Source organism: Mesorhizobium sp. M1169, from assembly GCF_040318345.1.
Taxonomy (GTDB): domain Bacteria; phylum Pseudomonadota; class Alphaproteobacteria; order Rhizobiales; family Rhizobiaceae; genus Mesorhizobium.
Genome location: NZ_JAMYME010000055.1, coordinates 1 through 24,619 on the forward strand (window position 1 = coordinate 1; position 24,619 = coordinate 24,619).

Annotated in this window: 27 protein-coding genes and 2 tRNA genes; 13 read left to right on the forward strand and 16 right to left on the reverse strand. The window is 62.0% G+C overall.

Going from position 1 to position 24,619, the window contains the following annotated elements:
- The first annotated feature begins 227 nt into the window (after positions 1-227).
- Complete coding sequence (gene ggt / locus NKH41_RS30910; protein ID WP_352772603.1) at positions 228-1,964, forward strand: gamma-glutamyltransferase; 1,737 nt, start codon at positions 228-230, stop codon at positions 1,962-1,964.
- A gap of 64 nt (positions 1,965-2,028) precedes the next feature.
- On the opposite strand, the gene NKH41_RS30915 is transcribed toward ggt (NKH41_RS30910), so the two are convergent.
- From NKH41_RS30915 to NKH41_RS30925, 3 genes are all read right to left on the reverse strand, one after another.
- On the reverse strand, positions 2,029-2,370 hold the full coding sequence (locus NKH41_RS30915) for a hypothetical protein (RefSeq protein ID WP_292663955.1): 342 nt from the start codon (positions 2,368-2,370) through the stop codon (positions 2,029-2,031).
- A 181-nt stretch (positions 2,371-2,551) separates the two neighbouring features.
- A complete protein-coding gene (locus NKH41_RS30920; protein ID WP_352470141.1) occupies positions 2,552-2,998 on the reverse strand; it encodes a hypothetical protein in 447 nt (148 codons plus the stop codon).
- Between the two features lie 78 nt (positions 2,999-3,076).
- A complete protein-coding gene (locus NKH41_RS30925; RefSeq protein WP_352470142.1) occupies positions 3,077-3,376 on the reverse strand; it encodes a DUF1236 domain-containing protein in 300 nt (99 codons plus the stop codon).
- Between the two features lie 422 nt (positions 3,377-3,798).
- On the opposite strand from NKH41_RS30925, the gene NKH41_RS30930 reads away from it, so the two are divergent.
- The 10 genes from NKH41_RS30930 (at position 3,799) to NKH41_RS30975 (ending at position 13,127) form a co-directional block, all read left to right on the forward strand.
- Positions 3,799-3,990 carry a DUF3606 domain-containing protein gene (locus NKH41_RS30930; RefSeq protein ID WP_023719459.1) on the forward strand — a complete coding sequence of 64 codons (192 nt, stop codon included), beginning with the start codon at positions 3,799-3,801 and terminating at the stop codon, positions 3,988-3,990.
- 102 nt (positions 3,991-4,092) lie between these two features.
- Entirely contained in the window at positions 4,093-4,359 is a 267-nt protein-coding gene (locus NKH41_RS30935; protein ID WP_352470143.1) for a DUF6894 family protein, read from the forward strand.
- Between the two features lie 652 nt (positions 4,360-5,011).
- The gene (locus tag NKH41_RS30940) at positions 5,012-5,389 is read left to right on the forward strand and encodes a VanZ family protein (protein ID WP_352470144.1); all 378 of its coding nucleotides are present in this window, start codon (positions 5,012-5,014) and stop codon (positions 5,387-5,389) included.
- Positions 5,390-5,925: 536 nt separating this feature from the next.
- Positions 5,926-6,573, forward strand: coding sequence for a GntR family transcriptional regulator (locus NKH41_RS30945; RefSeq protein WP_352683191.1), 648 nt, complete (start codon positions 5,926-5,928; stop codon positions 6,571-6,573).
- An 86-nt stretch (positions 6,574-6,659) separates the two neighbouring features.
- The gene (locus tag NKH41_RS30950; protein WP_352772600.1) at positions 6,660-7,505 is read left to right on the forward strand and encodes a transporter substrate-binding domain-containing protein; all 846 of its coding nucleotides are present in this window, start codon (positions 6,660-6,662) and stop codon (positions 7,503-7,505) included.
- An 85-nt stretch (positions 7,506-7,590) separates the two neighbouring features.
- Positions 7,591-8,304, forward strand: coding sequence for an ABC transporter permease (locus NKH41_RS30955; RefSeq protein ID WP_352772596.1), 714 nt, complete (start codon positions 7,591-7,593; stop codon positions 8,302-8,304).
- Complete coding sequence (locus NKH41_RS30960; RefSeq protein WP_352772608.1) at positions 8,301-9,020, forward strand: ABC transporter permease; 720 nt, start codon at positions 8,301-8,303, stop codon at positions 9,018-9,020. Before NKH41_RS30955 ends, NKH41_RS30960 begins: the two co-directional genes overlap by 4 nt.
- Positions 9,021-9,041: 21 nt before the next feature.
- Positions 9,042-10,634, forward strand: coding sequence for a gamma-glutamyltransferase (gene ggt / locus NKH41_RS30965; protein ID WP_352470148.1), 1,593 nt, complete (start codon positions 9,042-9,044; stop codon positions 10,632-10,634).
- 905 nt (positions 10,635-11,539) lie between these two features.
- The gene (locus NKH41_RS30970; RefSeq protein ID WP_352772594.1) at positions 11,540-12,295 is read left to right on the forward strand and encodes an AAA family ATPase; all 756 of its coding nucleotides are present in this window, start codon (positions 11,540-11,542) and stop codon (positions 12,293-12,295) included.
- 13 nt (positions 12,296-12,308) lie between these two features.
- Positions 12,309-13,127, forward strand: coding sequence for a class I SAM-dependent DNA methyltransferase (locus NKH41_RS30975; RefSeq protein ID WP_352772591.1), 819 nt, complete (start codon positions 12,309-12,311; stop codon positions 13,125-13,127).
- 569 nt (positions 13,128-13,696) lie between these two features.
- On the opposite strand, the gene NKH41_RS30980 is transcribed toward NKH41_RS30975, so the two are convergent.
- The 10 genes from NKH41_RS30980 to NKH41_RS31025 form a co-directional block, all read right to left on the reverse strand.
- Positions 13,697-13,772 (reverse strand) — tRNA-Phe (locus NKH41_RS30980).
- A 320-nt stretch (positions 13,773-14,092) separates the two neighbouring features.
- Positions 14,093-14,284: a DNA gyrase inhibitor YacG gene (yacG, locus tag NKH41_RS30985; RefSeq protein ID WP_023677402.1), complete on the reverse strand. Its 192-nt coding sequence runs from the start codon at positions 14,282-14,284 to the stop codon at positions 14,093-14,095.
- On the reverse strand, positions 14,281-14,910 hold the full coding sequence (locus tag NKH41_RS30990) for a Maf-like protein (protein ID WP_352470150.1): 630 nt from the start codon (positions 14,908-14,910) through the stop codon (positions 14,281-14,283). The genes yacG and NKH41_RS30990 overlap by 4 nt, the downstream gene beginning before the upstream one ends.
- A gap of 25 nt (positions 14,911-14,935) precedes the next feature.
- Positions 14,936-15,154, reverse strand: a complete 219-nt coding sequence (gene infA / locus NKH41_RS30995; RefSeq protein WP_006200926.1) for a translation initiation factor IF-1 — start codon at positions 15,152-15,154, stop codon at positions 14,936-14,938.
- Positions 15,155-15,243: 89 nt separating this feature from the next.
- On the reverse strand, positions 15,244-15,726 hold the full coding sequence (locus NKH41_RS31000; protein WP_502895753.1) for an arsenate-mycothiol transferase ArsC: 483 nt from the start codon (positions 15,724-15,726) through the stop codon (positions 15,244-15,246).
- Positions 15,714-16,199, reverse strand: coding sequence for a UPF0262 family protein (locus NKH41_RS31005; RefSeq protein ID WP_352613943.1), 486 nt, complete (start codon positions 16,197-16,199; stop codon positions 15,714-15,716). Before NKH41_RS31005 ends, NKH41_RS31000 begins: the two co-directional genes overlap by 13 nt.
- A gap of 2 nt (positions 16,200-16,201) precedes the next feature.
- A complete protein-coding gene (hisD, locus tag NKH41_RS31010; RefSeq protein ID WP_352772589.1) occupies positions 16,202-17,494 on the reverse strand; it encodes a histidinol dehydrogenase in 1,293 nt (430 codons plus the stop codon).
- A gap of 4 nt (positions 17,495-17,498) precedes the next feature.
- Positions 17,499-17,933 (reverse strand): DUF2948 family protein, encoded by a 435-nt coding sequence (locus NKH41_RS31015; protein ID WP_352772587.1) that lies wholly within the window; start codon positions 17,931-17,933, stop codon positions 17,499-17,501.
- Positions 17,934-18,233: 300 nt separating this feature from the next.
- Positions 18,234-19,526: a UDP-N-acetylglucosamine 1-carboxyvinyltransferase gene (murA, locus tag NKH41_RS31020; protein WP_352453416.1), complete on the reverse strand. Its 1,293-nt coding sequence runs from the start codon at positions 19,524-19,526 to the stop codon at positions 18,234-18,236.
- A 157-nt stretch (positions 19,527-19,683) separates the two neighbouring features.
- Positions 19,684-19,914: a hypothetical protein gene (locus tag NKH41_RS31025; RefSeq protein ID WP_352772584.1), complete on the reverse strand. Its 231-nt coding sequence runs from the start codon at positions 19,912-19,914 to the stop codon at positions 19,684-19,686.
- A gap of 160 nt (positions 19,915-20,074) precedes the next feature.
- On the opposite strand from NKH41_RS31025, the gene NKH41_RS31030 reads away from it, so the two are divergent.
- A tRNA-Thr gene (locus tag NKH41_RS31030) sits at positions 20,075-20,149 on the forward strand.
- Between the two features lie 165 nt (positions 20,150-20,314).
- Here the strand turns inward: NKH41_RS31030 and NKH41_RS31035 are convergent.
- The 3 genes from NKH41_RS31035 to NKH41_RS31045 all read right to left on the reverse strand — a co-directional run bounded on the left by NKH41_RS31035 (position 20,315) and on the right by NKH41_RS31045 (position 23,046).
- Complete coding sequence (locus NKH41_RS31035; protein ID WP_352613946.1) at positions 20,315-20,653, reverse strand: BRA0787 family protein; 339 nt, start codon at positions 20,651-20,653, stop codon at positions 20,315-20,317.
- A gap of 67 nt (positions 20,654-20,720) precedes the next feature.
- On the reverse strand, positions 20,721-20,942 hold the full coding sequence (locus NKH41_RS31040; protein ID WP_352470156.1) for a hypothetical protein: 222 nt from the start codon (positions 20,940-20,942) through the stop codon (positions 20,721-20,723).
- A 301-nt stretch (positions 20,943-21,243) separates the two neighbouring features.
- Entirely contained in the window at positions 21,244-23,046 is a 1,803-nt protein-coding gene (locus NKH41_RS31045) for a dipeptide ABC transporter ATP-binding protein (protein ID WP_352935440.1), read from the reverse strand.
- Positions 23,047-23,254: 208 nt separating this feature from the next.
- Here NKH41_RS31045 and NKH41_RS31050 point away from each other — a divergent pair, with 208 nt between their 5' ends.
- A complete protein-coding gene (locus NKH41_RS31050; RefSeq protein ID WP_352772578.1) occupies positions 23,255-24,613 on the forward strand; it encodes an LLM class flavin-dependent oxidoreductase in 1,359 nt (452 codons plus the stop codon).
- The last annotated feature ends 6 nt before the right edge of the window (positions 24,614-24,619 follow it).

The following is a 24,619-nucleotide window of genomic DNA, read 5'->3' on the forward strand; positions in this document are numbered from 1 at the left end:
ACGGACGGCTCCCTTGTTTGAGATCTCAACGAACTCATTCTGGCACATCCGATGCCGTCGGGCGCCGTCCACCCCATCATGCCGTTGCAGTCGCCGAAGATTGCAACGGCGGTTGCGAGGCGAACCGGCACAGGCGTGCGAACCCTCCCGATTCTTTCGGTCTTCGCAGTAGACTCAACCGCTCCAAGCGCGTTTCCTAGGCCCACCCCAAGCCTCGGAGAACGGCCATGCACAATTTCCGCCGGACGCTGATCGCCGTCAGCCTCTCCCTCACCTTGGCCTTTATCCCGTTCCTTGCCCTTGCCGCCTCGCCGCAGCCGGCGAAGGGCGAGCACGGCATGGTGGTGACCGCCCAGCATCTTGCGTCTGAGGTCGGCGTCGAGGTGCTGAAGCAGGGCGGCAACGCGGTCGATGCCGCGGTCGCCGTCGGCTATGCGCTGGCCGTGGTCTATCCGACCGCCGGCAATATCGGCGGTGGCGGCTTCATGACCATCCGCTTCAAGGACGGCCGCTCGACCTTCCTCGATTTTCGCGAGCGCGCGCCGCTGGCCGCGACCAAAACCATGTATCTCGACAAGGACGGCAAGCCGGTAAAAGGCGCCAGTCTCGACGGCTATCTGGCGGTCGGCGTGCCGGGCTCGGTCGCTGGTTTCGAGATGGCGCGGGAGAAATACGGCACGCTGTCGCGGCAGGGCTTGCTGGCGCCGGCCATCCGCTTTGCCAAGGAAGGCTTCGTGCTGGAGCAGGGCGATGCGGCCTCGCTCCAGGGCGGCGCCGAGCGGTTGGCAAGGGACCCAGCGGCGGCGGCCATTTTCCTCAAGCCGGACGGCAAGCCCTATGCTGTCGGCGAGCGGCTTGTTCAGCCCGATCTCGCGGCTTCGCTGGCCGCCATTTCCGACCGCGGGGCGGATGCCTTCTACAAAGGCGCGACCGCCGACGCCATCGTCAAGGCGAGTGGCGAGAAGGGCGGCATTCTGGCCAGGGCTGATTTCGAAAGCTATGCGGTGCGCGAGCTCAAGCCGGTGACCTGCAATTATCGCGGCTACGAGATCATTTCCTCGCCGCCGCCGAGCTCCGGCGGCGTCATCATCTGCGAGATCCTCAACGTGCTTGAGTTCTATCCGTTGTCCTATCTCGGCGCCGGTTCGGCCGAGACGGTTCACGTCATGGTCGAGGCGATGCGCCACGCCTATGTCGACCGCAATTCGGCGCTCGGCGATCCCGGCTTCATCGACAATCCGGTCGCAAAACTGCTCGACAAGAATTACGCCAGGGAAATTCGTGAAAAGATCGATCCGTTCCGGGCCGGCGTCTCGCAGGAATTGATGCCGAAGGGTTTTGGCGAGAGCAAAGAGACGACGCATTTTTCGATCATCGACAATGATGGCAATGCCGTCGCGGTAACCTACACGCTGAACGGCTCTTTCGGCGCCGGCGTTGTCGCCGCCGGCACCGGCATCCTGCTCAACAACGAGATGGACGATTTCACCCAGAAACCCGGCGTGCCCAATCTCTATGGCCTCGTCCAGGGCGAGGCGAATGCGATTGCGCCGAAAAAGACGCCGCTGTCGTCGATGAGCCCGACCATCCTCGCCAAAGACGGCAAGCCGTTCATGGTCATCGGCAGCCCCGGCGGTTCACGCATCATCACCATCACGCTGGAGGCGATCGTCAACGTCGTCGACCACGGTATGAACATCCAGCAGGCCATCGACGCACCGCGCATCCATCACCAATGGTTGCCCGACACGGTCTATATCGAACCTTTCGGCCTGTCGCCCGATACCGAAAAGCTGCTTACCGGCATGGGCTACCGCCTCGATCTTGCCGACACGACCTGGGGCCAGGCGGCCGGCATCCTGGTCGGCGGCAAGAGCCTGGCGGAAATCGAGAAGGGTGGCGGCGCCCGCTACAATGGCGCCATCGACAGCCGCGCCGCAGCCGGCAAGGCTATCGGGTATTAGACCCCAAAAGTGGGAATCGGTTTTTCGGATAAGATCATGGTCAACAATAAGATTTCGCTCTGAATCAGGTGACCAGCGCGATCGTGGACGCTATCAGCATCAGCGCCGCGATGCCGACGAACAGGGCGTAGATGCGTGGCCGGTCGAGCAGAAGCGCATTGCCGGATATCCATGCCGCGGTGGCGCCACCAAGCGCGAAAAAGAAGGTGCTGCGGCGCCCGAAGCTCAAGCCGGCAGCCATCAGGCCACCGATGATCAGGGCGCCGAACACGATGATCACGGCGACCGCGTATTTCTCGAAATCGTTGCTGCCGGCGCTCGGGCCGATTGCGTTCAACCTTGACAGATCGTCCGGATCGAACGGGCTGGTCGACCCATATTCGTCTTGACCGACAGGCTCATGCATTATTCGTTCTCCGCAAACCGACAGCAAATCATCAAGCCTCGCCGAGCGCAACCGCTCGCCGAATGTGATCGGCACGGTGTTCAACACTTTCTGGCGGCGGCTTGCCAGAGATTTTTGAATTCGCGCTTGGATCGCCGCCCCGCTGCGCGGCCTGGTCAAGCGCCTTGCCCGAGCTGAACCTTCATGCCGCCCTGGCCAAGGACTGCGTTGCCTGAACGGAAGCCCCAAGCACCGCCTGTGCGCTGTCTGCCTGCCTTTCATCGACATGCGCCAGCACCAGGATCACACCTTGTGCGGCATCTGGCTTGCCTAGCTGCTTGCCGATATCGGACAATGCGCCGAAAAGTCTGCCGGCAACGCAGCCCAAGGCTGCACCGACGAGGGCCGATGCCAGCCATCCCGCGCCGAGGGGATCGATGCCGGGGATATCGAAGGCGCCGAGGCCGGCCAACAAACCCGCCGCGCCAAGGGCGGCACCGGTGCCTGGACCGCGCAAGACGGCGCCGATTTCGTCGTCGTAGGGTCCGATGATACTGATCTGGTGGCGCGCAATTCCTGCCGCCTGAAGTGCTTCGACGGCTCGCGCCGCCTGGTCATGGGAATCAAAAAGTCTGCTGATTGTTCGCATTGAAACTGCCTGTGAGGCCCCCCGGCCCTCGACGGTGCGGCGGGTTCCTGCTGAGCGACGACTGCCCGAGCTTTCACGTCACTCGATGATCTTGACGATCTTGCGCGTGCCTGGGTCGACGACGACGGTGCGGTTGTCGACGACGACATAGCGGTATTTGACGTTGGGGACTTCATGAAGCTCGACGGTATCGGGGAGCGTCGAGCCGATATTGAGCTCCACCCCAGGGATTTTCACCGAGGCCAGCGGCTGCTTTTTCACATACTCCTTGATGATCGTTTCCTGCTGCGGTTCGATGACAACGTCTTGCGCCGCAGCGGCGCCGATGCCTGCCAGCAGCAAAAATCCCGCCACCGCGGTGGAAAGATGCATTCTCATGGTCGTCTCCTTTGCGAACTCGGTCCGCTCTTCACGCCAAGGCTCACTCGAACGGAAGGCAGCTGAAAACGTTCCGTCGACGGGGCTTCGGTCCCGCCCGGCAGGGACCAACCGACGTGTTGCCGCAGGACCTAAGTCTGATCCTTGCGCGCAAAGGGTGGGTTTGCCGCGTGACCCGGAACCGTGGCGGCGCGTGGCCGTTGCTGGCTGCACGTTCCGGGAGGATTCCATGGAAAAGGTCGACGGTTGCTCGCACCGGTCCTGGCTGTTTCCATTCCGATCGAACCCGGCATCTGCGCAGCACTGTCCCTTCCTGCGCCGATAAGGGTTCGCGCGTCACTTTGTGGCGGGCGAACCCTCAAATTGCTGCGTGCACCAAAGTTGACCCCCTGAAGCGAAGAGAAGGGGCGAGGAGAGCGGAAATGGCCGATGACAAGAGCAAGCGAGACTTCAGCGACCGCAATCGCGTTTCGGCGGATGAATATTATGAGGTCGAATATTTCGCGCGGGAAAATGGTGTTTCGCCCAGCCAGGTGAGCAAGCTGATCAAAAGGACCGGCGGCGACCGGATGATCCTCTCGCAGGCGGTGAAGGCATTGCGCGAGCGCAAGTGAGCTGGCGGCGAAGCCAACGGTGGAAAGGCACTGATCGCGATCGGCCGAGATCCGGCCAGCTATCGACAACGTGCCCGGATGCCGCCGCTTCGGCCAAGCGCAATGCCCCGCTACTTCTTCGATTCCGATGAAGACGGAATTGTCTATTCCGACGATCAGGGAACGTTATATGACGATCTCCCGCTGGTCAGGAAAGAAGCCCTTCGCACATTGGCCGAGATGGCCAGGGATGGCCTTCCTCATCGCAGGATTGCAGTCAAGGTCCGGGACGACCGTGGCGATCTGGTCCTTGAAGTGGCTTTGACCTTTGCCGTTGAAACGCGGCACTTCGACGAGCGGATTTTCCGGATCGACTTGCGCACGAACTGACGGCTCGATCATCATCGCGCCGAGCATCAGATTTCTGGTGCAGCGGCATCTTCCCCTGGCGCGGAACATTAGAAATCTCTAATTGTTATCTTAAGCAGCGGGAACCTCCCAGGTTTCTGCTGCAGATCGGGTGCAACCCGATCGGCCCGCGCCCTCCGCCAGAGGCGCGGGCTTCGTTTGTTTAGCCGATGCGCAACGCCGTTCGGCAGCAGCATATTGGAGGCCTGCGGGAGCATTAGTAACATCTGTCGCTACCGCGGCGCCCTGGCGCCCAGGCAACGGAGCCCGTCGTCCGACAGGGCGGCGGGCTTTTTTGACGCGGGTCGGTCATCACGCAATCGATGGAATTCTGGCCGGCGCCGCTTCGTGTGGCATGGGGTAAGGTGCCCTGACGCAGCGCCGGCCAAGCGGAAATCAGGTCCGCCGCAGCCAGATTGTAGCCGCGCCGGCGCAGCAGGTAATTGCGTGATCGCGGAAGCCGCACCATTGCAGAGCCCTCCCAGCAGTTCGGTCTGCCCAGCGGCTGACCCGATGCATTCATTCATTCTGACGATGCACCGGACGCCCCGACGGCGGAAATTGGACGCAGCACTCGCTCTCGATTCAGCGGCCGATGCTCCCTGCAGATTTCGGACGAAAGGCCATTCTATCCTTGTCGCGCCTGGATTCTTATCAGATCGTGGCAAGGTTTGCCTTTACGGCCGCGTTTGCCGGCGTTCTGCTGTTCGCCCTTTTGCCGGAGCAAGTCCTGCGGGGCCTTGGCCTGGCTTTCACGTCTGATCACGACAAGCTCAATCACGCCGCCGCCTTCGTCGTCCTGGCGGCTCTCGGAAGTCTCGGCTGGCCGGAACGCAAGGCGAAGCTGATCGTACTCCTCGTTCTCACGGGCGCGGCGATCGAGGGGCTTCAGGCCGTGCGACTGATAGGGCGCGACCCGGATCTATTCGACTGGGTCGCCGACTGCGCGGGAATCGCGTGCGGACTGATGGTTGCAAGCTGGACAAGGCGGCTCGCCGGCGGATTGCCATAGCTCGAAAGCGCATAACGGAATCGGCGCGCCCGTGCCCCAATAAGGGGAAATTGGCCGGCGCCACTGGGGGGCGCGTTGGGGTAAGTTGCCTGATGGGGCGCCGGCCAGGCGGAAAAATTACGTCCGCCGCAAAGTAACATAGCAGGAACGGCAAAGCGCGGCAGTAGCGTGATCGCGGAAGGTCCGCGTTGGCGCCTCCGGTGCGGTGACCCGTTTTGGATCAACAAATCTGGCACCTGAATTGCACTGCAGGCAATGCCGGGAAATCCCGGCAATCGTCCCCGAATATGGGGCCTCGCCGCTTCGCAAATGGAGCGGCGGGCCTTTTTGCCGGACGTTGAAAAGTAGGCCGATCAGCGGCTTAGCCGATCACGGTGTGCTTAGCCCGATTTCCCCTGCCAAGTGCTTATTCTCACAAGAGAAATTCTAAAGCGCCCAAGCATCGGTGCTTGACACAGGTTTCGATAACTGGATAAGTGGATACACAGATACGCTCTGATCGGACCAGGGACATGGCAGCTGACGCAATCGAGCCGTTGGGCATCACGACCGCCGAGGAGGAGGCTTATCGCCACATTCAGCGGGCCCTGAGGATGGGGCGTTACCGGGCCGGGGACCGGCTGATCCCGGAAGAGATCGCGACGGAAATCGGCATGAGCCGCATGCCGGTTCGCGAAGCATTCCGCCAACTGGCCGCGGAAGGTCTTGTGGTCATTCGCCCGAACCGTGGCTGCATCGTCGCCGGGCTTACCCTCGATGAGATCTACGAAACCTTTGAAATACGCTCGGTGCTCGAAGGGCTGGCGGTGAGGCTTGCCATGCCGCACATCGATGCCGAAGTGCTTGAAGAACTGGAACGCCAGCTGGACCGCATGGAGCGCGCCAGCCAGACCGGCAGCAGCGACTGGGTCGTGCGCCATCAGGCCTTCCATTTGCAGATTTGCCAACTGAGCAACCGACCCAAACTCGTCCGGCAGATTGCCAGCCTGCACGTCGTGATCGAGCCCTACCTGCGCATCTGGTTCGACTATGTCGACAAACCCGCCAGCGCGCGTGCCGAGCACGAGATCCTGATCGACGTGCTGCGGTCAGGTGATGCCGGCAAGGCTGAGATCGTCATGCGGGATCATATCGTCGAGACAGCGCCGCTTCTGGCCAACTTCGCAAGTCCCGGCCGCCGCTAGGGAATACCATCTGACTCGTTGAAGCCGGAAGATAATCCGGCATGACGAAAGGGAACTGCCGTACCGGCAAAAAAGAGGAGAATGACATGAAAATTAGCCGCATCGCAGCCATTGCGTCGGTCCTGTTCGGCCTGGTCCAGGCCGCCGTTGCACAAGAAACACCAAAGGCAATTACCATTGCCACCGAAGGAGCCTACGCGCCCTGGAATTTCACCACAGCCGACGGCAAGCTGGACGGCTTCGAAGTCGATCTCGCCAATGATCTGTGTGGGCGAATGAAGATCGAGTGCAAGATCGTCGCACAGGACTGGGACGGCATGATCCCCGCGCTGACCGTCGGCAAGTTCGACGTGATCATGGCGAGCATGTTCATCACTGAAAAACGTCTGAAGGTCATTGATTTTACCCAGCCATATGCGGTTGACCCCTCAGGTTTCGCGGTCGCCAAGGATAGCGAACTGGGCAAGCTCGGCATTTCCAACGAGCGGTTCAAGCTGGACAATGAAGCCTCTTCGCAGGCGGCAATCGACAAGCTCAAGCCATTGCTGAAGGGAAAGATCATTGGAGTTCAGGCTGCAACGGCGAACCTGGAATTCCTGAAAAAATACTTCTCGGACGTCGCCGAGATTCGCGAATACAAGACCACCGAGCAACACGATCTCGATCTTGCCGCGGGTCGCATCGACGCGCTCTTCGCGCAACAGACAGCGCTGGCCGCCACGCTGAGCAAGCCGGAGTTCAGCGACTATACGCTTGCAGGACCAGGATTTGTCGGGGGCCTCTTCGGTCTTGGCTCCGGGGCCGGCATCCGCAAAGAGGACACCAAGCTGAAAGACATGCTCAACGGCGCCATCGACGCCGCGACCGCCGACGGCACGATCAAAACCCTGTCGCTTAAATGGCTCAAGAGCGACGTTACTCCAGTCAAGTAAGCGCTTGCCGGCGAACGGCCATTCCTGACCACGTTCCGGAGCTGAGCCGTTCGTCCTGCCGGGGGTATCAATGCCGGGGGTATCAATGGTTGACGCATTCCGGCTGTTTGGCTTCCAGCACGGAGGTTGGGGGGCTGCTCTTCTCATGGCGGCCTCGGTCACAGTGCTCCTGTCTGTGCTGGGCTTTGCGCTTGGCGCTGTATTTGGTGGGCTGGCAGCGGCCGGGCGTCTCCGCAACTCCAAAATATTGAGGTTCTTGGCCCTTGGCTATTGCACGGTTTTCAGGGGCGTGCCCGACCTTCTGACCATTTATCTGCTTTACTATGGAGGTAGTGTCGCCCTGACCTCGCTTGGTCATAGCCTGGGCGGGTCCGGATTCGTTGGCGTTCCGGCCTTTGCCACCGGAACCTTGGCGATCGCGATCATCTCGGGCGCCTATCAAGCCGAGGTCTATCGAGGAGCTTACGTCGCCATCGACCAGGGACAGCACGATGCTGCTTGCGCGCTTGGTCTCAACCGGCTGCAGCGGCTGCGACAGGTTATTTTTCCCCAGCTCCTGAGACACGCGCTGCCAGGTCTCGGCAATGTGTGGCAGTTGGTTCTGAAGGACTCGTCGCTAATATCGGTAATCGGCCTCGTTGAACTGATGCGCCAGGCGCAGATCGCTGCAGGTTCGACCCGTGAACCGTTCATCTTCTACATTGCTGCAGCCTTGCTCTATCTGGCTATCGCTTCCGTCACGGGCCACGCCTTTTACCGTCTGGAACGGAAGGCGCCGTGGCGCGTCCGGTCGGCATGATAGATTTCAGTTTTTTCCTCGAAATCCTGCCGAAGCTACTCGCCGGCCTGCCGCTCACGGTGGAACTGGCCCTGACTTCCATCGTTGCCGGCTTCGTTCTTGCCGTCACATTGGCGCTTGCCCAGCAATCGGAATCGCCCTTCGTCGTCTTGCCGATCCGTGGCTTCGTTGCCGTGTTCAGGGGCACGCCTCTGCTGGTGCAGATTTTTCTGACCTATTATGGCCTTGGTCAGTTCCGGCACCAACTGTCGGCAATTGGATTATGGACCGTTTTCCGCGAACCCTACTGGTGCGCAATCATCGCGCTGACCCTCAACACCACCGCCTATGGCAGCGAAATCCTCCGCGGCGCGATTCAATCGGTGCCACGCGGCCTTGTCGAGGCGGCGCGGTCTGTCGGCCTGTCCACCTGTTTGACCTATCGGCACGTTATCCTGCCGCTGGCCTTTCGCCAGGCGCTGCCGAGTTACGGCAATGAAATCATCCTGATGATCAAGGGCACGTCTCTGGCTTCCATCGTGACCTTGATGGAGGTGACTGGAATTGCCCAGGGATTGATCTCCCAGACCTACCGCGCCTTTGAAGTCTTCATTTGCGCGGGCGCCATTTATCTCGCTTTGAACTTCGCGATCATCCGTGCCTTGGCGGCACTCGAATACTGGATGTCGCGGCATCTGCGGCACCGCCCCTCGACGATGAGCGACGCCGCCTCTTGAGCACGATCAGAAGGGCATAGCATGCGAAATTTTGAGAAACCAACGCGCTCGGTCGTCGTTTCACGCGAGGCCATGGCCGCCACCTCTCATCCGTCGGCGACCCTGACGGCGGTCGAGATCATGGCGGCCGGCGGCAACGCCATGGATGCCGCCATCGCAGCCTGCGCGGTGCAATGTGTCGTCGAGCCAGCCTCGACCGGCATTGGAGGCGACTGCTTCGCTCTTCTGTCGCGAAACGGATCCGGCGAGGTCATCGCCTACAACGGATCGGGCAGGACACCCGCCGCCCTGACAATTGACTGGTTCCTCGAACGTGGCATGGCCGAGGTGGCCCGCAATTCTCCCGGCTCCGTCACCATCCCGGGAGCCATCGATGCCTGGACCAGATTGCACGCTGATCATGGACATATGCCCTTCGATCAAATCCTGGCCCCCGCTATACGTTTCGCCGAGGAAGGCTACGCCATTTCACCGCGGGTCCATCGTGACTGGGCGTTGGAAGAAGAACTTCTGGCCTCCGATGTAGCCGCGAAACGGATTTTCCTGCCAAACGGCCGCGCGCCACGTGTTGGCGAAGTGCATCGCCAGCCTGAGTTGGCTGCAACGCTGCGGCTGATCGCCAAGAAGGGACGAGAGGCCTTCTACACTGGCCCTGTGGCCGACGACATGGTCGCCTATCTTCGTGGGCTCGGCGGATTGCACACACTTGAAGATTTCGCCTCGGCAACAGGCGAATACGTGACCCCGATCAGCACGGCGTTCCGAGGCTGCGATGTGTTCGAATGTCCGCCGAATGGCCAGGGTGTGATCGCGCTGCTCATTCTAAACATCCTGTCGCGCTTCGAAGCGCACGGCGACCCGCAATCCGCGGACCGGCTTCACCTGGAAATCGAAGCAACACGCCTCGCTTACGCCGCGCGTGACCTGCTCGTCGCCGATCCCGACACTTCCGAGGTCCCGGTGGCCGACATGTTGTCGAATGCCTGGGCCGATCGTCTGGCCGGCATGATTGACCTAGAGCGCGCCCGCGCGGACCTGCCGGCGTTCGATATGCCGCTGCACAGCGACACGGTCTATATTTCCGTTGTCGATAAGGACCGCAATGCGGTCAGTTTCATCAACTCGGTCTTCGACAGCTTTGGCTCGGGCCTGGTCTCGCCACGCTCCGGTGTCGTCTTGCACAATCGCGGGCAAAGCTTTTCGCTTGACCCCAGGCACCCCAATGCAGTGGCGCCGAACAAGCGACCTTTGCATACCATCATACCCGGGATGCTTGCGAGAGACGGCCGGGCAGAAATGCCTTTCGGCGTTATGGGCGGCTACTACCAGGCAATGGGCCACGCGCACCTGCTGACGAAGGTGCTCGATTTCGGGATGGATCTGCAGGAGGCGATTGATCTGCCGCGGGTCGCCCCCGTCAGCGGCACCATGAACGTCCAGGCCGAACACGGGCTCGCTGGCGAAACCGTAGCTGAACTTAGCCGACGCGGTTTCGAAATCATTCCCGCCACGGACCCGATCGGCGGTGCGCAGGCCATTCGCATCGATTGGGCAAACGGGACCCTGCTGGGCGGTTCTGAACCGCGCAAGGACGGCTGCGCCCTCGGTCTGTAGAGCGGTTATGGCCAGAGCGGGATGCAAGATGCCGAAGATGCTCTCCATTGACATTTGGCCGAGCAGGAGCCGCTGGCGCCATGGTCCCGATAATTCTTGCACGCCATCGACAATCCGATCGGCGCGACGTTGTCACCCATGTCTTAGGTACAAACTGTTACCCATGTCTCCGAGCCGTACAGGGAAAAAATGGTGCCCAGAGGCGGATTCGAACCACCGACACGCGGATTTTCAGTCCGCTGTCGGTGATTGATATTGATCAGACTTTAGGCCGAATGTCGCGTTTGTGTCGCGTCAAGCCAAAAGCGCCCGCTCGGCCTGAACTCGTTGCCCTGTTCAGCGCCCAACCATGCGTGCCGTGGTGCCGACAGTCATTCAGATGGATGATGGTATGGTTCGGCACTCCTAGTAAGCTCCGATCCCTAGACAATTTAGACACTTTCTGAGGTCCCTATGGGCGCAAGCGGCGCGACGACGGAGGTGTTGGCGCAGGCGGCGGGGTCGGCGTCGTCGAGGCTCGCACGCCTGGAAGCCACGACGACCGACGTCGACCAAACGGGCAACCGTGGGGCGCTCGATCGATCAGGAGATGGCACGGGCGACGAGCCAGTTCGACAGCGACAGGCGTGTCAACCAGCCGCAAGCGCAGGCGATCGAGAAGCAATTGCAAGTTCTCAAGTCAACCGGCAACGCTGTCGCGGCTCAACAGGCGGGACTGCACGCCATGGAAAGGCAGTTCCCGCCGGATCGCATCTCCTCCAAAGCTTTTTGTGGCGTCAGCAGGATGCCAGCGAGCGGGGTCAACTCGGCCAGGCGGATGCCAGAGTGTTTGCGCTCGCCACACCGCCGGAGCGGGCGAGATCGCTTCATCCGATCTTTCTGCTTCCTGTTCGGGAGATCCCTACATGATCATCGAGTTGTTCGGTCCGCCTGGTGCAGGCAAGACGACCCTTCTCCGCGCCCTTTGCCGTGAGCTGGCGAAACGCGACATCCGTGTGAAGACGGTCAATGGCTATCGCCGGATTGATTTTGTGTCTTTCGGCAGCGAAGTCGATTCGGTCGAGGATGAAGGCCCGGAGACACGCCATGGCATCCAGCGTCTGGTGCACAAGCTCGCCACCGCGAGTCCGGTCTTGTTCTCGACCCCGCCGAGCGAGGGGGCCGCTGCGCGGCTTTTGGCATCGATCCCTCCAAAAAGTCGAATATGGGCGTTGCGTCTGAAGATCGACGTCGTTTTGCTCTTCGAAGCCTGGAATACGGCGCAGGCCTCAGAAGGGTACTTCATTTTCGAAGAGGGCATCGTTCAGGCGTTGTGTGCGCTCGTCCTGTTGGCACGAAATCCAAGTATCGACATGGTTCGTAATTGCCTGACGTTCCTGCCGCAACCGGATCTCCTCATTCAAGTCGACGCGCCCGGGGAAACGCTGCGCCACCGCCTCATTGAGCGGTATGCGCGGCAGCCGTACCTCGAGCGCCTTCTCGAAGTCGGAGTGGTCAGGGGCCTGAAGCAAGCGGATATCGCGAGGGAGATCGGCCAATGCCTGCAAGACAAATGGCCGCTGATGCGTGTCGACGGCCTCGACCCACGCAATTTCGAACAGGTCGTCGCGCGCATCGTGCGGCACGGATTGCCCGCGACGGCATGCGTCGGGCCAGACTAGAGGCGCGAGTTGCATGGTGCTCACGGTGAGATCGTTCGTTGGCATTCGCAGATTTCTGAGGGCGCAGCGGCGACCGTTAGGCAGCGTCCATGAGAACCGTGCACCCGCTCGTCGGGATTACCGAGCAAGCCACCAGACGGATGGGTACGGTGCCCATTACTCCGACACGTTCCGGTCCGGCTACTATGCAGCTCTTTGGTCGGGTATCGAAAAGCCTTTGGTCGAACGTATTCTCCTGCCTGTCGGCCGGCCGAACCGGAAATGCCTGGACTTCGCATGCGGCACAGGCCGCATAGCAAACATCGCAGCTCAATTTTTTGGTGAAGTCGTCGGCGTTGACATCTCCCAATCTATGCTGGCTAGCGCACGAGTTCCGAAGAACGTGAAATTGGTCCGCGCTGATCTTACGTTCTTTCCGCTCGCCGAAAGGTTCGACGTGGTCACGGCATTCAGATTCTTCCTCAATGCTGAAGATGAGCTCAGGAAGGATGCACTGTCGGCCATCAGCGCGCATTTAAACGAAGGTGGATTGCTTATCTCGAATATCCACATGAATGCGACCTCTCCAGTAGGGCTGGTCTGCCGCATTCTGAACCGTTATGCAGGAGGGACAGTCCGCCATACTTTGAGCATTAAAGGATACGAGCAGACGCTCATTGCAAATGGCTTTATTGTCGAGCGGATAGTTGGGTACGGTTTTTTGCCGCGTCCCGGGAAATTGCTGCCAAGACTCTGCGAAATATTGATCGTGCCGTTTGAAAGGATCTGCGCAAGTGCCAGGATTCCGGCGGAGCTTGCGCAGAATTTCCTGGTGGTTGCCAGAAAGCGGTAAAGCCGGCGGGCACATGAAATTTGAAACCGAGCATTTGCCATGAGGCTGGTCTTTGTTGAAGCTATTGGCAGGAAAGTATCGAGTGTCGTTTTTGGCTGCGCTTCGCGCGGCTCAATCAGACAAAGCGCTGCTCGCCTCTGCGCATCAGTGCGTTTGGCGACGGCGCTCGCCGGTGACCAACGATGCACTTGCCCTTTTGAGCCAGGACGGTCGCAAGCATCCAGACATCGCGAGGTACTTTCGTAGATTGGGGATTCCGGCAACGCAACGCAGGTTCGCGCCGAAATTTCCAGACGTCTTGACGTTCAAGTATCTCCCTCCCGATTGCGGGACGCGAATTCCTGTAATGCCTGCGTATGAACTCCGGTTTCGCCCCATGCCGCACCTGCCGGCCTGTAAGCCTCTCGTAAACAGTGCCCACGCATCTCGAACCATAACGACGCAGGATATTGCCGATGGCTTCGAGAGGCGGTTCGCCAGCGCTGAGCAAGCAACACGGCGCGACATGAAATGACGTAAGTCGCCAAGTTGGCGACACCGCAAGGCATTGATTTTATATGAAGAAGGAGTGGTGCCCAGAGGCGGATTCGAACCACCGACACGCGGATTTTCAGTCCGCTGCTCTACCAACTGAGCTATCTGGGCCTGCTCCGGTGGGCGGCAATCTGCACACCGGGTTCATGAAAGCGCCGTCGGCACCCCTTGAAAGCGCGTGGGTTATAGCACGGGAATCCGGCCTGTCCAGCGCTTAGAGCATGATCCCGAAAAGTGGAATCCGGTTTTCGGAAAAGATCATGCTCAGACAAAACGCCAGAACCTGTTCGGTCCGACAGTGCCCGGATGGAACAAGTTCTGGACATTGATTTCAGGCGGGAAAACGACAGGCAGTCCGCAAGGCCGATCATCGGTCACGATCGCGGCTGCGAAACAGTCCCAAGCCTGTGGAAAACCGCAGGTGGACGGTGCTATTTCTGGTCGTCGTTCTCATCCTCATCGTCGCGGCCCGGGATGACGTAGACCCCCTTCAGCCAACGGTTGAGGTCGATGTCCTTGCAGCGCGTCGAGCAGAACGGGTAGGTTTCGCGCGCCGATGGCTTGCCGCATTCGGGGCAGGGCCGCTTGGGCCGCAACGGCGTGACCTTGTCGTCCGGGCTCATATCCGCGCACCCGACAGCCAGTTGGCGTGCACCTTAAACCCTTCGCCGCTCAAAAGCGCTACCGTCTCGTAGAGTGGCAGGCCGACGACGTTGGTGTAGGAGCCGACAAGCTTGACGACGAAGGCGCCGGCAAGCCCCTGGACGCCATAGCCGCCGGCCTTGCCGCGCCATTCTCCCGACGCGATGTAGGCCTCGATCTCCTCGCGCGGCAGCCGCTTGAAGCGCACCCTGGTCTCGACCAGCCGCAAGCGTTGCTTGCCGCCAGGTGTGATCAGGCAGATGCCGGAATAGACGCGGTGCGAACGGCCGGACAAAAGCCCAAGGCAGTTGGCGGCGTCGTCGAGCGTCTCGGCCTTGGGCAGGATGCGTCGCCCGACGGCAACCACCGTGTCGGCCGCCAGCACGAAGCTCGGCGCGTAGTCCGTCTCGGTTTTCAGCGAGGCCAGCGCTTTCTCGGCCTTCTGCGTCGCCAGGCGCTTGGCCAGCGAGCGCGGGTGTTCGGCGCGCAGCGGCGTCTCGTCGACATCAGCCGGCAGCACACGGTCCGGCTCGATGCCGGCCTGCTGCAGCAGCTCGATCCGGCGTGGCGAACCCGAGGCAAGCACGAGCTTCTGCAAAATGCCCATCGCGATCCCGGCCGGGTCCTTGAACTTACTTGAAGCGGTAGGTGATGCGGCCCTTGGTCAGGTCGTAGGGCGTCATCTCGACCAGGACCTTGTCGCCGGTCAAAACGCGGATGCGGTTCTTGCGCATGCGGCCGGCCGTATGGGCGATGATTTCATGTTCGTTTTCGAGCTTGACCCTGAACATCGCGTTGGGCAGCAGTTCCGTCACGACACCCGGAAACTCGAGGACTTCTTCCTTCGGCATTCGATACCTTTGCTTGGATGGGTACTTCCAGCGCCCCGGCCGGAAAGTTGCGCGGAACCTATATGATAAACGCCCGCTTGTGAACATGCTTAATCCGCGGCGTTTTCAGCCCCGTTGCCGAGGAAACGGCGGCCGATCCGCCCCTTCAGCCGCTCGCGCACGTCGCGGTAGGCGGCCATGATCTGATCGCGCGTGCCGCTGACGCCGGTCGGGTCGGGCATCGGCCAATATTCGACCTCGACGGCCAGCGAGCGGGTGAGTTCGAGCGCGATGTGGTGGGCTTCCGGCGCCAGCGTGACGATCAGGTCGAAATAATCGTCCTCGAGGTCATCCATCGTTCTCGGGTGCCGTTCGCCCAACGACAGCCCTTCTTCGGCCAGCACGGCATCGACGAACGGATCGCGTTCGCCGCCGCGCACTCCCGCCGAGGCGACGAAGGTGGTAGGCGGGAGCACCTTGCGCGCCAGCAATTCGGCCATCGGCGAGCGCACGGCGTTCATGCCGCAGACAAACAGGATCGAGCGGGGCAGGATCTGGCGGGGCAGCGGGGCGGCCAGTTTCAGCCTCGCCAGTGCAGCACGCAAACCAGCGTGAACAGCCGGCGCGCCGTGTCGAAGTCAATCTCGATCTTGCCGGCAAGCCGGTCCATCAGCCTCTGCGAGCCTTCATTGTGCAGGCCGCGCCGGCCCATGTCTATCGCCTCGATATGGCTTGGCGTCGCGGTGCGGATGGCATCGTAATAGCTTTCGCAGATCATGTAGTAGTCCTTGACGATGCGCCGAAGCGGCGTCAGCGACAGGATGTGGGTGACCACGGCTGCGCCGTCCTCGCGCGCCACCGCGAACACCAGCCGGGACTCGGCCAGCGACAGTTTTAGCCGGTACGGCCCGGCGCCGTCGTCATTGACCGGCTGGAAGCGGTTCTCCTCGATCAGGTCGAAGATCGCCACCGCCCGCTCATGCTCGACATCGGGCGTCGAGCGGCCGATCGTCTCGTCGAGCTCGACATCGATCAGCCTGGCGCGGGTTTGGTCGTAGTCGGACATTTCTACATGTTCAGCCGGATGGCGACGGAGCGTCCATGTGCATCGAGGCCTTCCGCCTTGGCGAGCGTCATCGCCGCCGGCGCCAGTGCCCGCAACTGCTCCGGCCCGAGCTTCAGGATCGAGGTGCGCTTGACGAAATCGAGCACCGAAAGCCCGGACGAAAAGCGCGCCGAGCGCGCCGTCGGCAGCACGTGATTGGAGCCGGCGACATAGTCGCCGATGGCTTCCGGCGTATGACGGCCGAGAAACACCGCACCCGCATTGCGCATCCGCGCCAGGAACGCCTCTGGGTCGTCGATGGCAAGCTCGACATGTTCGGCCGCGATGCGGTCGACCAGCGGCAGTGCTGCCTCGATCGTCGGCACCAGGATGACGGCGCCGAAATCGCGCCAGCTCGCCGCCGCCGTTTCTCCGCGCGGCAGGTTCTGCAACTGCCGCTCCACCGCCTGTTCGACCGCTGCGCCAAAGGCACGGTCGTCGGTGATCAAGATCGACTGCGCCGACACATCGTGTTCGGCCTGGGCGAGGAGGTCGGCGGCGATCCAGTCCGGATCGTTGCTGCCGTCGGCGACAACCAGCACTTCCGACGGCCCGGCGATCATGTCGATGCCGACCGTGCCGAACACCTGGCGCTTGGCCGCCGCGACATAGGCATTGCCAGGGCCGACGATCTTGGCGACGGGCTTTATCGTTTCGGTACCATAGGCAAGGGCCGCGATCGCCTGGGCGCCACCAACGCGGTAGATTTCGGAGACACCGGCAAGGTCGGCTGCCACCAGCACCAGCGGCGGCACCTCGCCGCCAGAGGCCGGTACCACCATGGCGATGCGCTCGACGCCGGCGACCTTGGCCGGCACCGCGTTCATCAGCACCGAACTCGGATAGCTCGCCGTGCCGCCCGGCACGTAGAGCCCGACGGCCTCGATTGCAGTCCAGCGCGATCCGAGCTCGACGCCGGCGGCATCGGTGTAGCGGTCGTCCTGCGGCAGCTGCCGCTGGTGGTGGGAGCGGATGCGCTCCCGCGCGAATTTCAGCGCCTCGACCGTCTGCGGATCGGCGGCCTCGTAAGCCTTGGCAATGTCGTCCCTGGAGACGGCGATGCCGAGCCTGGCCAGGTCGCCGCCGCCGAATTTCTGCGTGTACCCGACCAGCGCCGCGTCGCCCTCGGCGCGCACCTTGGCGATGATCTCGCGCACCACGGCGTCGACATCGGCCGAGACTTCCCGCTTGGTCAGCAGGAACGCGGCAAAGCGCTGCTCGAAATCGGCGTCGGACTGGCGAAGCGTGATAGCCATTACATCAGACCCTGTGGACCGGGCGCGACGTCGCTTCCCAGGCGCCGCCGACATCGGCAAGCCGCGCCTCGATGCATTCGACATCGAGCATGATCGCGCCGCCGCCCGAAAAGATCAGCTCGACGATGCCGGCCGGTTTGTCGAGCGCGAGAAAGCTGATCGCCAGCAGCGACAGCACTTCGTCGGGCTTGTCGCGGGTAATGCCGCTGGTCTTGGCGCCGAGCACCCGGTCGAAATGCAGCACGGCCTGCCGCCGCTCATTGTGCTGGCGCAAGAAGCCGGATTTCGCCTCCCACACGAAGCGGTTCATGGTCAGCACGAAGCGCTTTACAGAAGGCAGGTATTCGAGATCGCCGACCTTCATGACGGCATCCTGGACATGCGCCGAGATGATGCTCAGATCCTGATCGTCGAGCGCGACAAGCTTGAGGCCATTCATGCGGAATTCGCACCTGCGAGTTGATTATTCGACCTTCTGTTAGGCGGTCTTTCCGGCTCGTGCAACCGCGCCGGAAGTCTTGGCCAGGCAATCGCTCCGGTCGGCGCCGCCCCTCATCCCCCTGCCGGGACCTTCTCCCGTATAGGGACGGGTGTAGGGGCTGGCCGCAACCTCGGCACCCTCTCCGCAACGCTGGAGATTGGCGAAATCCTTTGCGAGGCGGTCCTGCTCTCCGTCCCTATACGGCGAGAAGATGCCGGCAGGCAGGTGAGGGGCAGCGCCGACCTGAGCCTGCTATCATTACCCCGAAATGCGCTCGATTTCCGCGCCGCAGCCGGACAGCTTTTCCTCCAGCCGCTCGAAGCCGCGGTCGAGATGGTAGACGCGGTTGACCGTGGTTTCGCCTTCGGCCGCAAGGCCGGCGATGACCAGCGACACCGAGGCCCGAAGATCGGTCGCCATGACCGGCGCGCCCTTCAGCTTCGCTACGCCGTCGACGATCGCCGTCTGGCCGGACAGGGTGATGTGGGCGCCGAGCCGGGCGAGTTCCTGGACGTGCATGAAGCGGTTTTCGAAGATCGTCTCGGTGATGCGCGACTTGCCCTTGGCCATCGTCATCAGGCCCATAAACTGCGCCTGTAGATCGGTCGGGAAAGCCGGGAAGGGCGCCGTCGTCACGTCGACCGGCGAAATGCCGGCGCCGTTGCGCCTGACGCGGATGCCGGAATTAGTCTGCGTGATCTCGGCGCCGGTCTGCGAAATGATGTCGAGCGCCGTCTGCAACAGGTCGGGCCGCGCGCCTTCCAGCACGACGTCGCCGCCGGTCATCGCCACCGCCATTGCATAGGTGCCGGTCTCGATACGGTCGGGGATCACCCTGACGCGGGCACCCGACAGCGCCTCGACGCCGTCGATGGTGATGGTCGCCGTGCCGGCGCCGGAGATCTTCGCGCCCATGGCGTTGAGGCATTCGGCGAGGTTGACGATCTCCGGCTCGCGGGCGGCATTTTCGAGCACCGTCTCGCCCTTGGCCAGCGAGGCCGCCATCATCAGCACATGGGTGGCGCCGACCGAGACTTTCGGGAACACATAACGGTTGCCGACAAGCCGGCCGTTCCTGGCTTTGGCGATGACGTAGCCGGTGTCGACGTCGATATCGGCGCCCAGCGCCTGCAGACCTTCGAGGAAGAGGTCAACCGGCCGTGTGCCGATGGCGCAGCCGCCGGGCAGCGACACCTTGGCCTCGCCCATGCGGGCCAGCAGCGGGCCGATCACCCAGAACGAGGCCCGCATCTTCGACACCAGCTCGTAAGGCGCCGTCGTGTCGACGATGTTGCGGGCGGAGAAAGTGATGGTGCGCGAATAGCCTTCCTGCTGCTTTTCGCGGCGGCCATTGACCGAATAGTCGACGCCGTGATTGCCGAGGATGCGGATCAGCTGCTCGACATCGGCCAGATGCGGCACGTTTTCCAGCGTCAGCGTGTCATCGGTCAAAAGCGCGGCGATCATCAGCGGCAGCGCAGCGTTTTTCGCGCCCGAGATCGGAATGCTTCCGGCAAGCTTGTTGCCGCCGACAATTCTGATGCGATCCATGAAGAGCGTCCCCTCGGCGCCAAGGCCGGTTTAAATCGGTTGAGTCTGTTGCGGCCATCTAGACCATTGGCCGGCTTGGTTCAAGAAACAGGCTACTCCCCACTTTGGCCCACGCCGACTTGGCCAAAGTACCGGCGACCAACATAGCCGATTCGCGTTAATCTTTTTTCATCGCCGCCTGCAGCCCCTCCGGCAGCTCGTCGGCCTCGCCAGCGCGCCGCTTGTCGGCGTCGCCGGCTCTTCGTGAGCGCGATTGCGCCTTGCGCTTCTGCAGGTTGGCGCGCAACTGCTCGGCCAGCCGGTCCTTGCGGCCCGTTCCGGCCTTTTTCGCTGAACCATCCTTCTTCGGTGATCCATCCTTGTTCGGAGAAACTGTCTTGCCGTTCATCGTTCTGCCCCCGGCCGGCGACCCGCCGGTGCGTATCAAGGGATAGCCAACATTGTGGCACGGCCATGTCCGCAACGATCGCCCGGTGCGGCCTTTCAACCCGTCTTTGTCTTGGCCTTGCGCTTGCCGGTTCGATATGGCAGAAGCCCCGCCATCGGCGGCTGCGGTAGCTCAGTGGTAGAGCACTCCCTTGGTAAGGGAGAGGTCGAGAGTTCAATCCTCTCTCGCAGCACCAGTCTATCCGCACCATGCAGAGCTATGGCCATCGCCGCGCATGACCGACTGAGCAAATAGAGGCTATCAGGGCAGATCGCGACGCATACCGGCTGAATGATACGGAGCCGAGCTGCCTTGTGCCCGGCTCCTCCGGCTTTGACGGGAACCTATGCAGCGTCGCCTGTTAGTTGCCGACGTCGCCGCTCCGGAGCCGCTTCACGCACAAAGCGCGAAGGACCAGAGCGGCATCGGCGTAAGTGATCGCCTTTTCGCCGCCGAAAACCAGTGCATTGCCGACAACCTCTAGGACATCGCCCTCGATGCGCCAAGGAAGAATATCGGTGCAGGTCCGCATGCGGCCGAAGACCGAACTGATCGGCACCATCTGGTCCTCAAATTCCACGTGCGGCTCGTCCGTTCCCGGAATCCAGGTTTGGTAAGCTTCCAAGGCATCGTCGAAGGCTCCGTGCAAATGAATCGGAGCATGGCCCTCATGCAGTGCGGGTAAAAGGCGTGTGGTCATCGGTCTCCTCCTGGATCGCGGCAGCCAGCCAATGCTGCCAGGTAACCCCCGCATTTCGATGATTGGTCTATGGCCGGATGCGACGGGCGCCTACCCAATAGCCGCAAGTGCCGATGCCCCAATAGAAGGCTTCATCCCGTCCTGAGCGGCGAAATTTCGCCTCGGAGTCAGATGCGTCGTCCGCCTGCGCCTGGTCGGGCGCATAACGTGAACGCTCCATGGGCGGGAAAAGGGCGCCGATCACGATCCTGATACAGCCCGGAACGGCTTCCAGAAATGTCTGCGTCATCGTCATCTCCTGATCCTGCGAACATGGACGGCGAAAAGTCAGGCACTTGAAGCGGGCAGTATGACCGGCTTCTTAGCAAATGTCTATCAAACTTGTAGACATTGGCTTGTAAGGAGCGAGCCTCAGACGAAATACCATGCGAGCTTGCCTGTGACTACGGTGGATGCTTGATCGCCAAGCTTCCTGCTATCCGCGCCTCGAACGGCCGCAGCTCCCGGTCTCTTGGTACTTTGCGACGGGGATCAGCTCCATCGCGCCTTCCTCGCGAGCGCGACGGATCTTCAGAATGATGATCCGTCCTTCATGAACCTTGGTCGAGCCGCCAACATGCGATCAGGTGCTCGTCGCCAGCTTGGCTGAGGGGCGGTTCGGCTTTCCAGCAATCGGCAACAGCGAGCGAGCAACGGCCGGCGAAGGCGCATCCCTGGCTCGGGCCCGCCGCGATGTCGGCCTGAGAGATGATCTTCGGCGCTGCATCGTCTGAAGACGCCGCCAGCAGCAGTTTCGTATAGGGATGATTGGGTCCGTGAAAAATCTGGTCGGATGAGCCGGTTTCGACCAGGCGGCCGCGGTACAGCACGCCGATCCTGTCGGCCATGTAGCGCACGACCCTGAGATCGTGGCTGATGAACAGATAGGTCGTGTCCTTGTCGCGCTGCAGGTCGTTGAGCAGGTTGAGAACGGTTGCCTGGACGGAAACGTCGAGCGCCGAAGTGGGTTCGTCGAGCACGACGACCTTCGGCACGCCGGCGAAGGCCCGTGCGATGGCCGCCCGTTGCCGCTGGCCGCCGGATAGTGATCGCGACTTCTGCTCGGCTGTGGCGCCGGCAAGGCGAACCGATTGCCGCAAATCGCTGACGCGGGCCTTTATCTCACTGCTGCGCAGGCCGGCGAGCCGGCGCAGCGGGCGGCCGAGGATCCTGCCGATCCGCTTACGCGGGTTTAGCGTGCGATCCGGCGACTGGAAAACCATCTGCACATCGCGGCGTTCGCCAAGACTTCTCTTCTCGACGCGCGGTGCGACCGTCCTGCCGAACAGTTCGACCGATCCGGCGTCTGGCATCTGTAGGCCGGTGACGATCCTTGCCAGGGTCGACTTGCCGGAACCGGACTCGCCGATCAGCCCGAAGGTCTCGCCGTGGCCGATATCGAGATCGACATTGCTGAGCACCGGTTGGCTGCCGAAGGCATGGCTGATGCCTTTGCAGGCGATCGCGATTCGGCGTTCTTTGCGCTCGCCGGCATCTTCATTCTGGACCGCTGAGTGCGATGGCAGGCCGTCCGTCTCCGCCAGTCTTCCATTCCGCTTCGTGTAGTTGAGCGCCGGGATCGAGGCGATCAGCGCCTTCGTATAGGCGTGAGAGGGGTTGTCGAAGATATCGCCGGCGGCGCCGCTTTCGACCACGGTTCCCGACTGCATCACCGCCACCCGGTCGCAGGAGCGGCGGATCATGTTGATGTCGTGGCTGATCAGCAGAATGCTGGTCTTGTGGTCCCTGCGCAGGCCGGAGAGGATGGCGATGATCTCGGACTGGACGCTGGCGTCGAGCGCCGTCGTCGGCTCGTCCAGCACCAGCAGCGACGGGTCGAGCGCAATCGCGATGGCGATGTTGGCGCGCTGCTGCATGCCGCCGGAGAGTTCGTGTGGATAGAGCCCCAGCACCCGTTCCGGATGGCTCACCCGAACGCGCCCGAGCAGTTCGCAAGCCCGCTCGCGCGCCTCGTCACGGCGCACCGGGCGATGCCGCATGATCGTCTCGGTGATCTGGCGACCGATCGTCATGCTTGGGTTGAGGGCCGCGCCCGGGTGCTGGTAGACGGCGGCGATGTGATTTCCCCTGAGTTGGCGCAACTGCTCGGCGGAGAGGTCGCGGATTTCGCGGCCCTGGAACTCCAGCGCTGACGCCGCGATGCGGGCATTCTTCGGCAGATAGCGCAGGATGGCGAGCGCCACCGAGCTTTTCCCCGATCCGGACTCGCCGACAAGGCCGAGTGCTTCGCCTTCGCCTACGCGCAGGGAGACGCCACTGACGGCGGGATGCGATCCATTGCGCCCGTCATAGGCGATGGAAAGCTGGTCGACGTTCAGAACCGAGGAGGACATTGGGAGCTTGAAACCACTTTCTTCCAGCGTCGCGATCGAGGGCAATCGCTTCCACTTTTGCAATGCTTTATCTCTATAAAATTACTAGAATTAAGCCGGAGCGCAATCTAACTTTCATGGCTCAAGAGCGATTGTCGCCGCTTGCCGAAGCAGCGCGACAATCTCCGGAGCAGATTTGGCTCCAGGGCAGATCTGGAAGGAGACTGGCATGGCTCGAGACCACATGATCCTCAGCGCATTTTTCTTCAACCCGCAGGGCGATCATCGGATGTCGTGGCGCCATCCGCGGGCGCCGGCCCGGGAGGTGCTGGACTTCGAGTTCTACCGTGATCTCGTGCAGGCGGCCGAGCGGGCCAGGATCGACACCATCTTCGTCGCCGACCACGTTTCGATCTGGGATTCGGTCAAGAGCGGTGTCGCCCACTACGCCAATGCCCGCCTTGAGCCGTTGACGCTGCTGTCGGCACTGGCCGGCGTGACCAAACACATCGGCCTGATCACCACGGCGTCGAGTTCGTACAGCGAGCCCTACAATGTTGCGCGCATGTTCGCCTCGCTCGACCATATCAGCAAGGGCAGGGCGTCGTGGAACGTCGTCACATCGGCCATGGACGAGGAGGCGCGCAATTTCGGCCGCGACGGCAACATCGAACATGCGTTCCGCTATGAGCGCGCGGCCGAATTCCTCGATATCGTCAAGGCGCTTTGGGACAGCTGGGAAGACGAGGCGCTGCTGATCGACAAGGAGACGGGCTATTTCGCCGATCCCGACAAGGTCCACCCCATCGATCACAAGGGCAAGCACTTCAAGGTGCGCGGGCCGCTCAACGTCTCGCGGCCGCCGCAGGGCCACCCGCTGATCGTCCAGGCCGGCTCGTCCGAGGACGGCAAGAACTTCGCCGCCGCCCAGGCCGATGCCCACTTCGCCGTCTACAGCACCAAGGAGGATGGAATCAAATATCGCCAGGATATCAACGAGCGGCTTGCCCGCCACGGCAGGCGGCCGGAGAGCTTCAAGATCCTGCCGGGCATCCTGCCGATTGTCGCCGCTTCCGAGGCGGAAGGCCGCGAAAAGCAGGAATACCTCCAAACCCTGCTGCCCGATCAGGTCGGCATCGACCTTCTGTCCAGCTGGAGCGGCATCGATCTCTCCGTCTATCCGCCAGACGGGCCGCTGCCGCCGCTGCCGGACGAGAGCACCTTCAATGGCGGACGGACATCGCTCAACCGGGTCAAGGAATGGTCGAAGCAGAATCTCAGCCTACGCGACATCGCCCGCAAGCTCGCGAACAGCGGTTCGGTGCCGACCGTCGCCGGCACGCCCAAACAGATCGCCGACCAGTTGCAGGACTGGTTCGTTTCAGGCGCCGCCGACGGCTTCAACCTGATGTTCCCGCTGCTGCCCGAGGACTGGGTGAATTTCGCCGAGCAGGTGGTGCCGGAGCTGCAGCGCCGCGGCGTGTTCCCGACCGAATACGCGCCGGGAACGCTGCGCGACCGCTTCGGTCTGGCGCGGCCGGCAAACCGCTTCGCCGAGCAGCGCGACAACGCACGCGCCGTGTCCTGACCGGGA

Excerpts from the sequence above, each read along its gene's own strand:
- NKH41_RS31005 (WP_352613943.1), bottom strand. The coding sequence starts at position 16,199 with ATGTCCGACTACGACCAAACCCGCGCCAGGCTGATCGATGTCGAGCTC.
- NKH41_RS30990 (WP_352470150.1), bottom strand. The coding sequence starts at position 14,910 with ATGGGCATTTTGCAGAAGCTCGTGCTTGCCTCGGGTTCGCCACGCCGG.
- murA (WP_352453416.1), bottom strand. The coding sequence starts at position 19,526 with ATGGATCGCATCAGAATTGTCGGCGGCAACAAGCTTGCCGGAAGCATT.
- NKH41_RS30930 (WP_023719459.1), top strand. The coding sequence starts at position 3,799 with ATGGCCGATGACAAGAGCAAGCGAGACTTCAGCGACCGCAATCGCGTT.
- NKH41_RS31050 (WP_352772578.1), top strand. The coding sequence starts at position 23,255 with ATGGCTCGAGACCACATGATCCTCAGCGCATTTTTCTTCAACCCGCAG.
- ggt (WP_352772603.1), top strand. The coding sequence starts at position 228 with ATGCACAATTTCCGCCGGACGCTGATCGCCGTCAGCCTCTCCCTCACC.
- infA (WP_006200926.1), bottom strand. The coding sequence starts at position 15,154 with ATGCCGAAGGAAGAAGTCCTCGAGTTTCCGGGTGTCGTGACGGAACTG.
- NKH41_RS30955 (WP_352772596.1), top strand. The coding sequence starts at position 7,591 with ATGGTTGACGCATTCCGGCTGTTTGGCTTCCAGCACGGAGGTTGGGGG.
- ggt (WP_352470148.1), top strand. The coding sequence starts at position 9,042 with ATGCGAAATTTTGAGAAACCAACGCGCTCGGTCGTCGTTTCACGCGAG.
- yacG (WP_023677402.1), bottom strand. The coding sequence starts at position 14,284 with ATGAGCCCGGACGACAAGGTCACGCCGTTGCGGCCCAAGCGGCCCTGC.
- NKH41_RS30960 (WP_352772608.1), top strand. The coding sequence starts at position 8,301 with ATGATAGATTTCAGTTTTTTCCTCGAAATCCTGCCGAAGCTACTCGCC.
- NKH41_RS31025 (WP_352772584.1), bottom strand. The coding sequence starts at position 19,914 with ATGAACGGCAAGACAGTTTCTCCGAACAAGGATGGATCACCGAAGAAG.
- NKH41_RS30925 (WP_352470142.1), bottom strand. The coding sequence starts at position 3,376 with ATGAGAATGCATCTTTCCACCGCGGTGGCGGGATTTTTGCTGCTGGCA.
- hisD (WP_352772589.1), bottom strand. The coding sequence starts at position 17,494 with ATGGCTATCACGCTTCGCCAGTCCGACGCCGATTTCGAGCAGCGCTTT.
- NKH41_RS30915 (WP_292663955.1), bottom strand. The coding sequence starts at position 2,370 with ATGCATGAGCCTGTCGGTCAAGACGAATATGGGTCGACCAGCCCGTTC.
- NKH41_RS30950 (WP_352772600.1), top strand. The coding sequence starts at position 6,660 with ATGAAAATTAGCCGCATCGCAGCCATTGCGTCGGTCCTGTTCGGCCTG.
- NKH41_RS30935 (WP_352470143.1), top strand. The coding sequence starts at position 4,093 with ATGCCCCGCTACTTCTTCGATTCCGATGAAGACGGAATTGTCTATTCC.
- NKH41_RS31015 (WP_352772587.1), bottom strand. The coding sequence starts at position 17,933 with ATGAATGGCCTCAAGCTTGTCGCGCTCGACGATCAGGATCTGAGCATC.
- NKH41_RS30975 (WP_352772591.1), top strand. The coding sequence starts at position 12,309 with ATGGTGCTCACGGTGAGATCGTTCGTTGGCATTCGCAGATTTCTGAGG.
- NKH41_RS31040 (WP_352470156.1), bottom strand. The coding sequence starts at position 20,942 with ATGACGCAGACATTTCTGGAAGCCGTTCCGGGCTGTATCAGGATCGTG.
- NKH41_RS30970 (WP_352772594.1), top strand. The coding sequence starts at position 11,540 with ATGATCATCGAGTTGTTCGGTCCGCCTGGTGCAGGCAAGACGACCCTT.
- NKH41_RS31045 (WP_352935440.1), bottom strand. The coding sequence starts at position 23,046 with ATGTCCTCCTCGGTTCTGAACGTCGACCAGCTTTCCATCGCCTATGAC.
- NKH41_RS31035 (WP_352613946.1), bottom strand. The coding sequence starts at position 20,653 with ATGACCACACGCCTTTTACCCGCACTGCATGAGGGCCATGCTCCGATT.
- NKH41_RS30920 (WP_352470141.1), bottom strand. The coding sequence starts at position 2,998 with ATGCGAACAATCAGCAGACTTTTTGATTCCCATGACCAGGCGGCGCGA.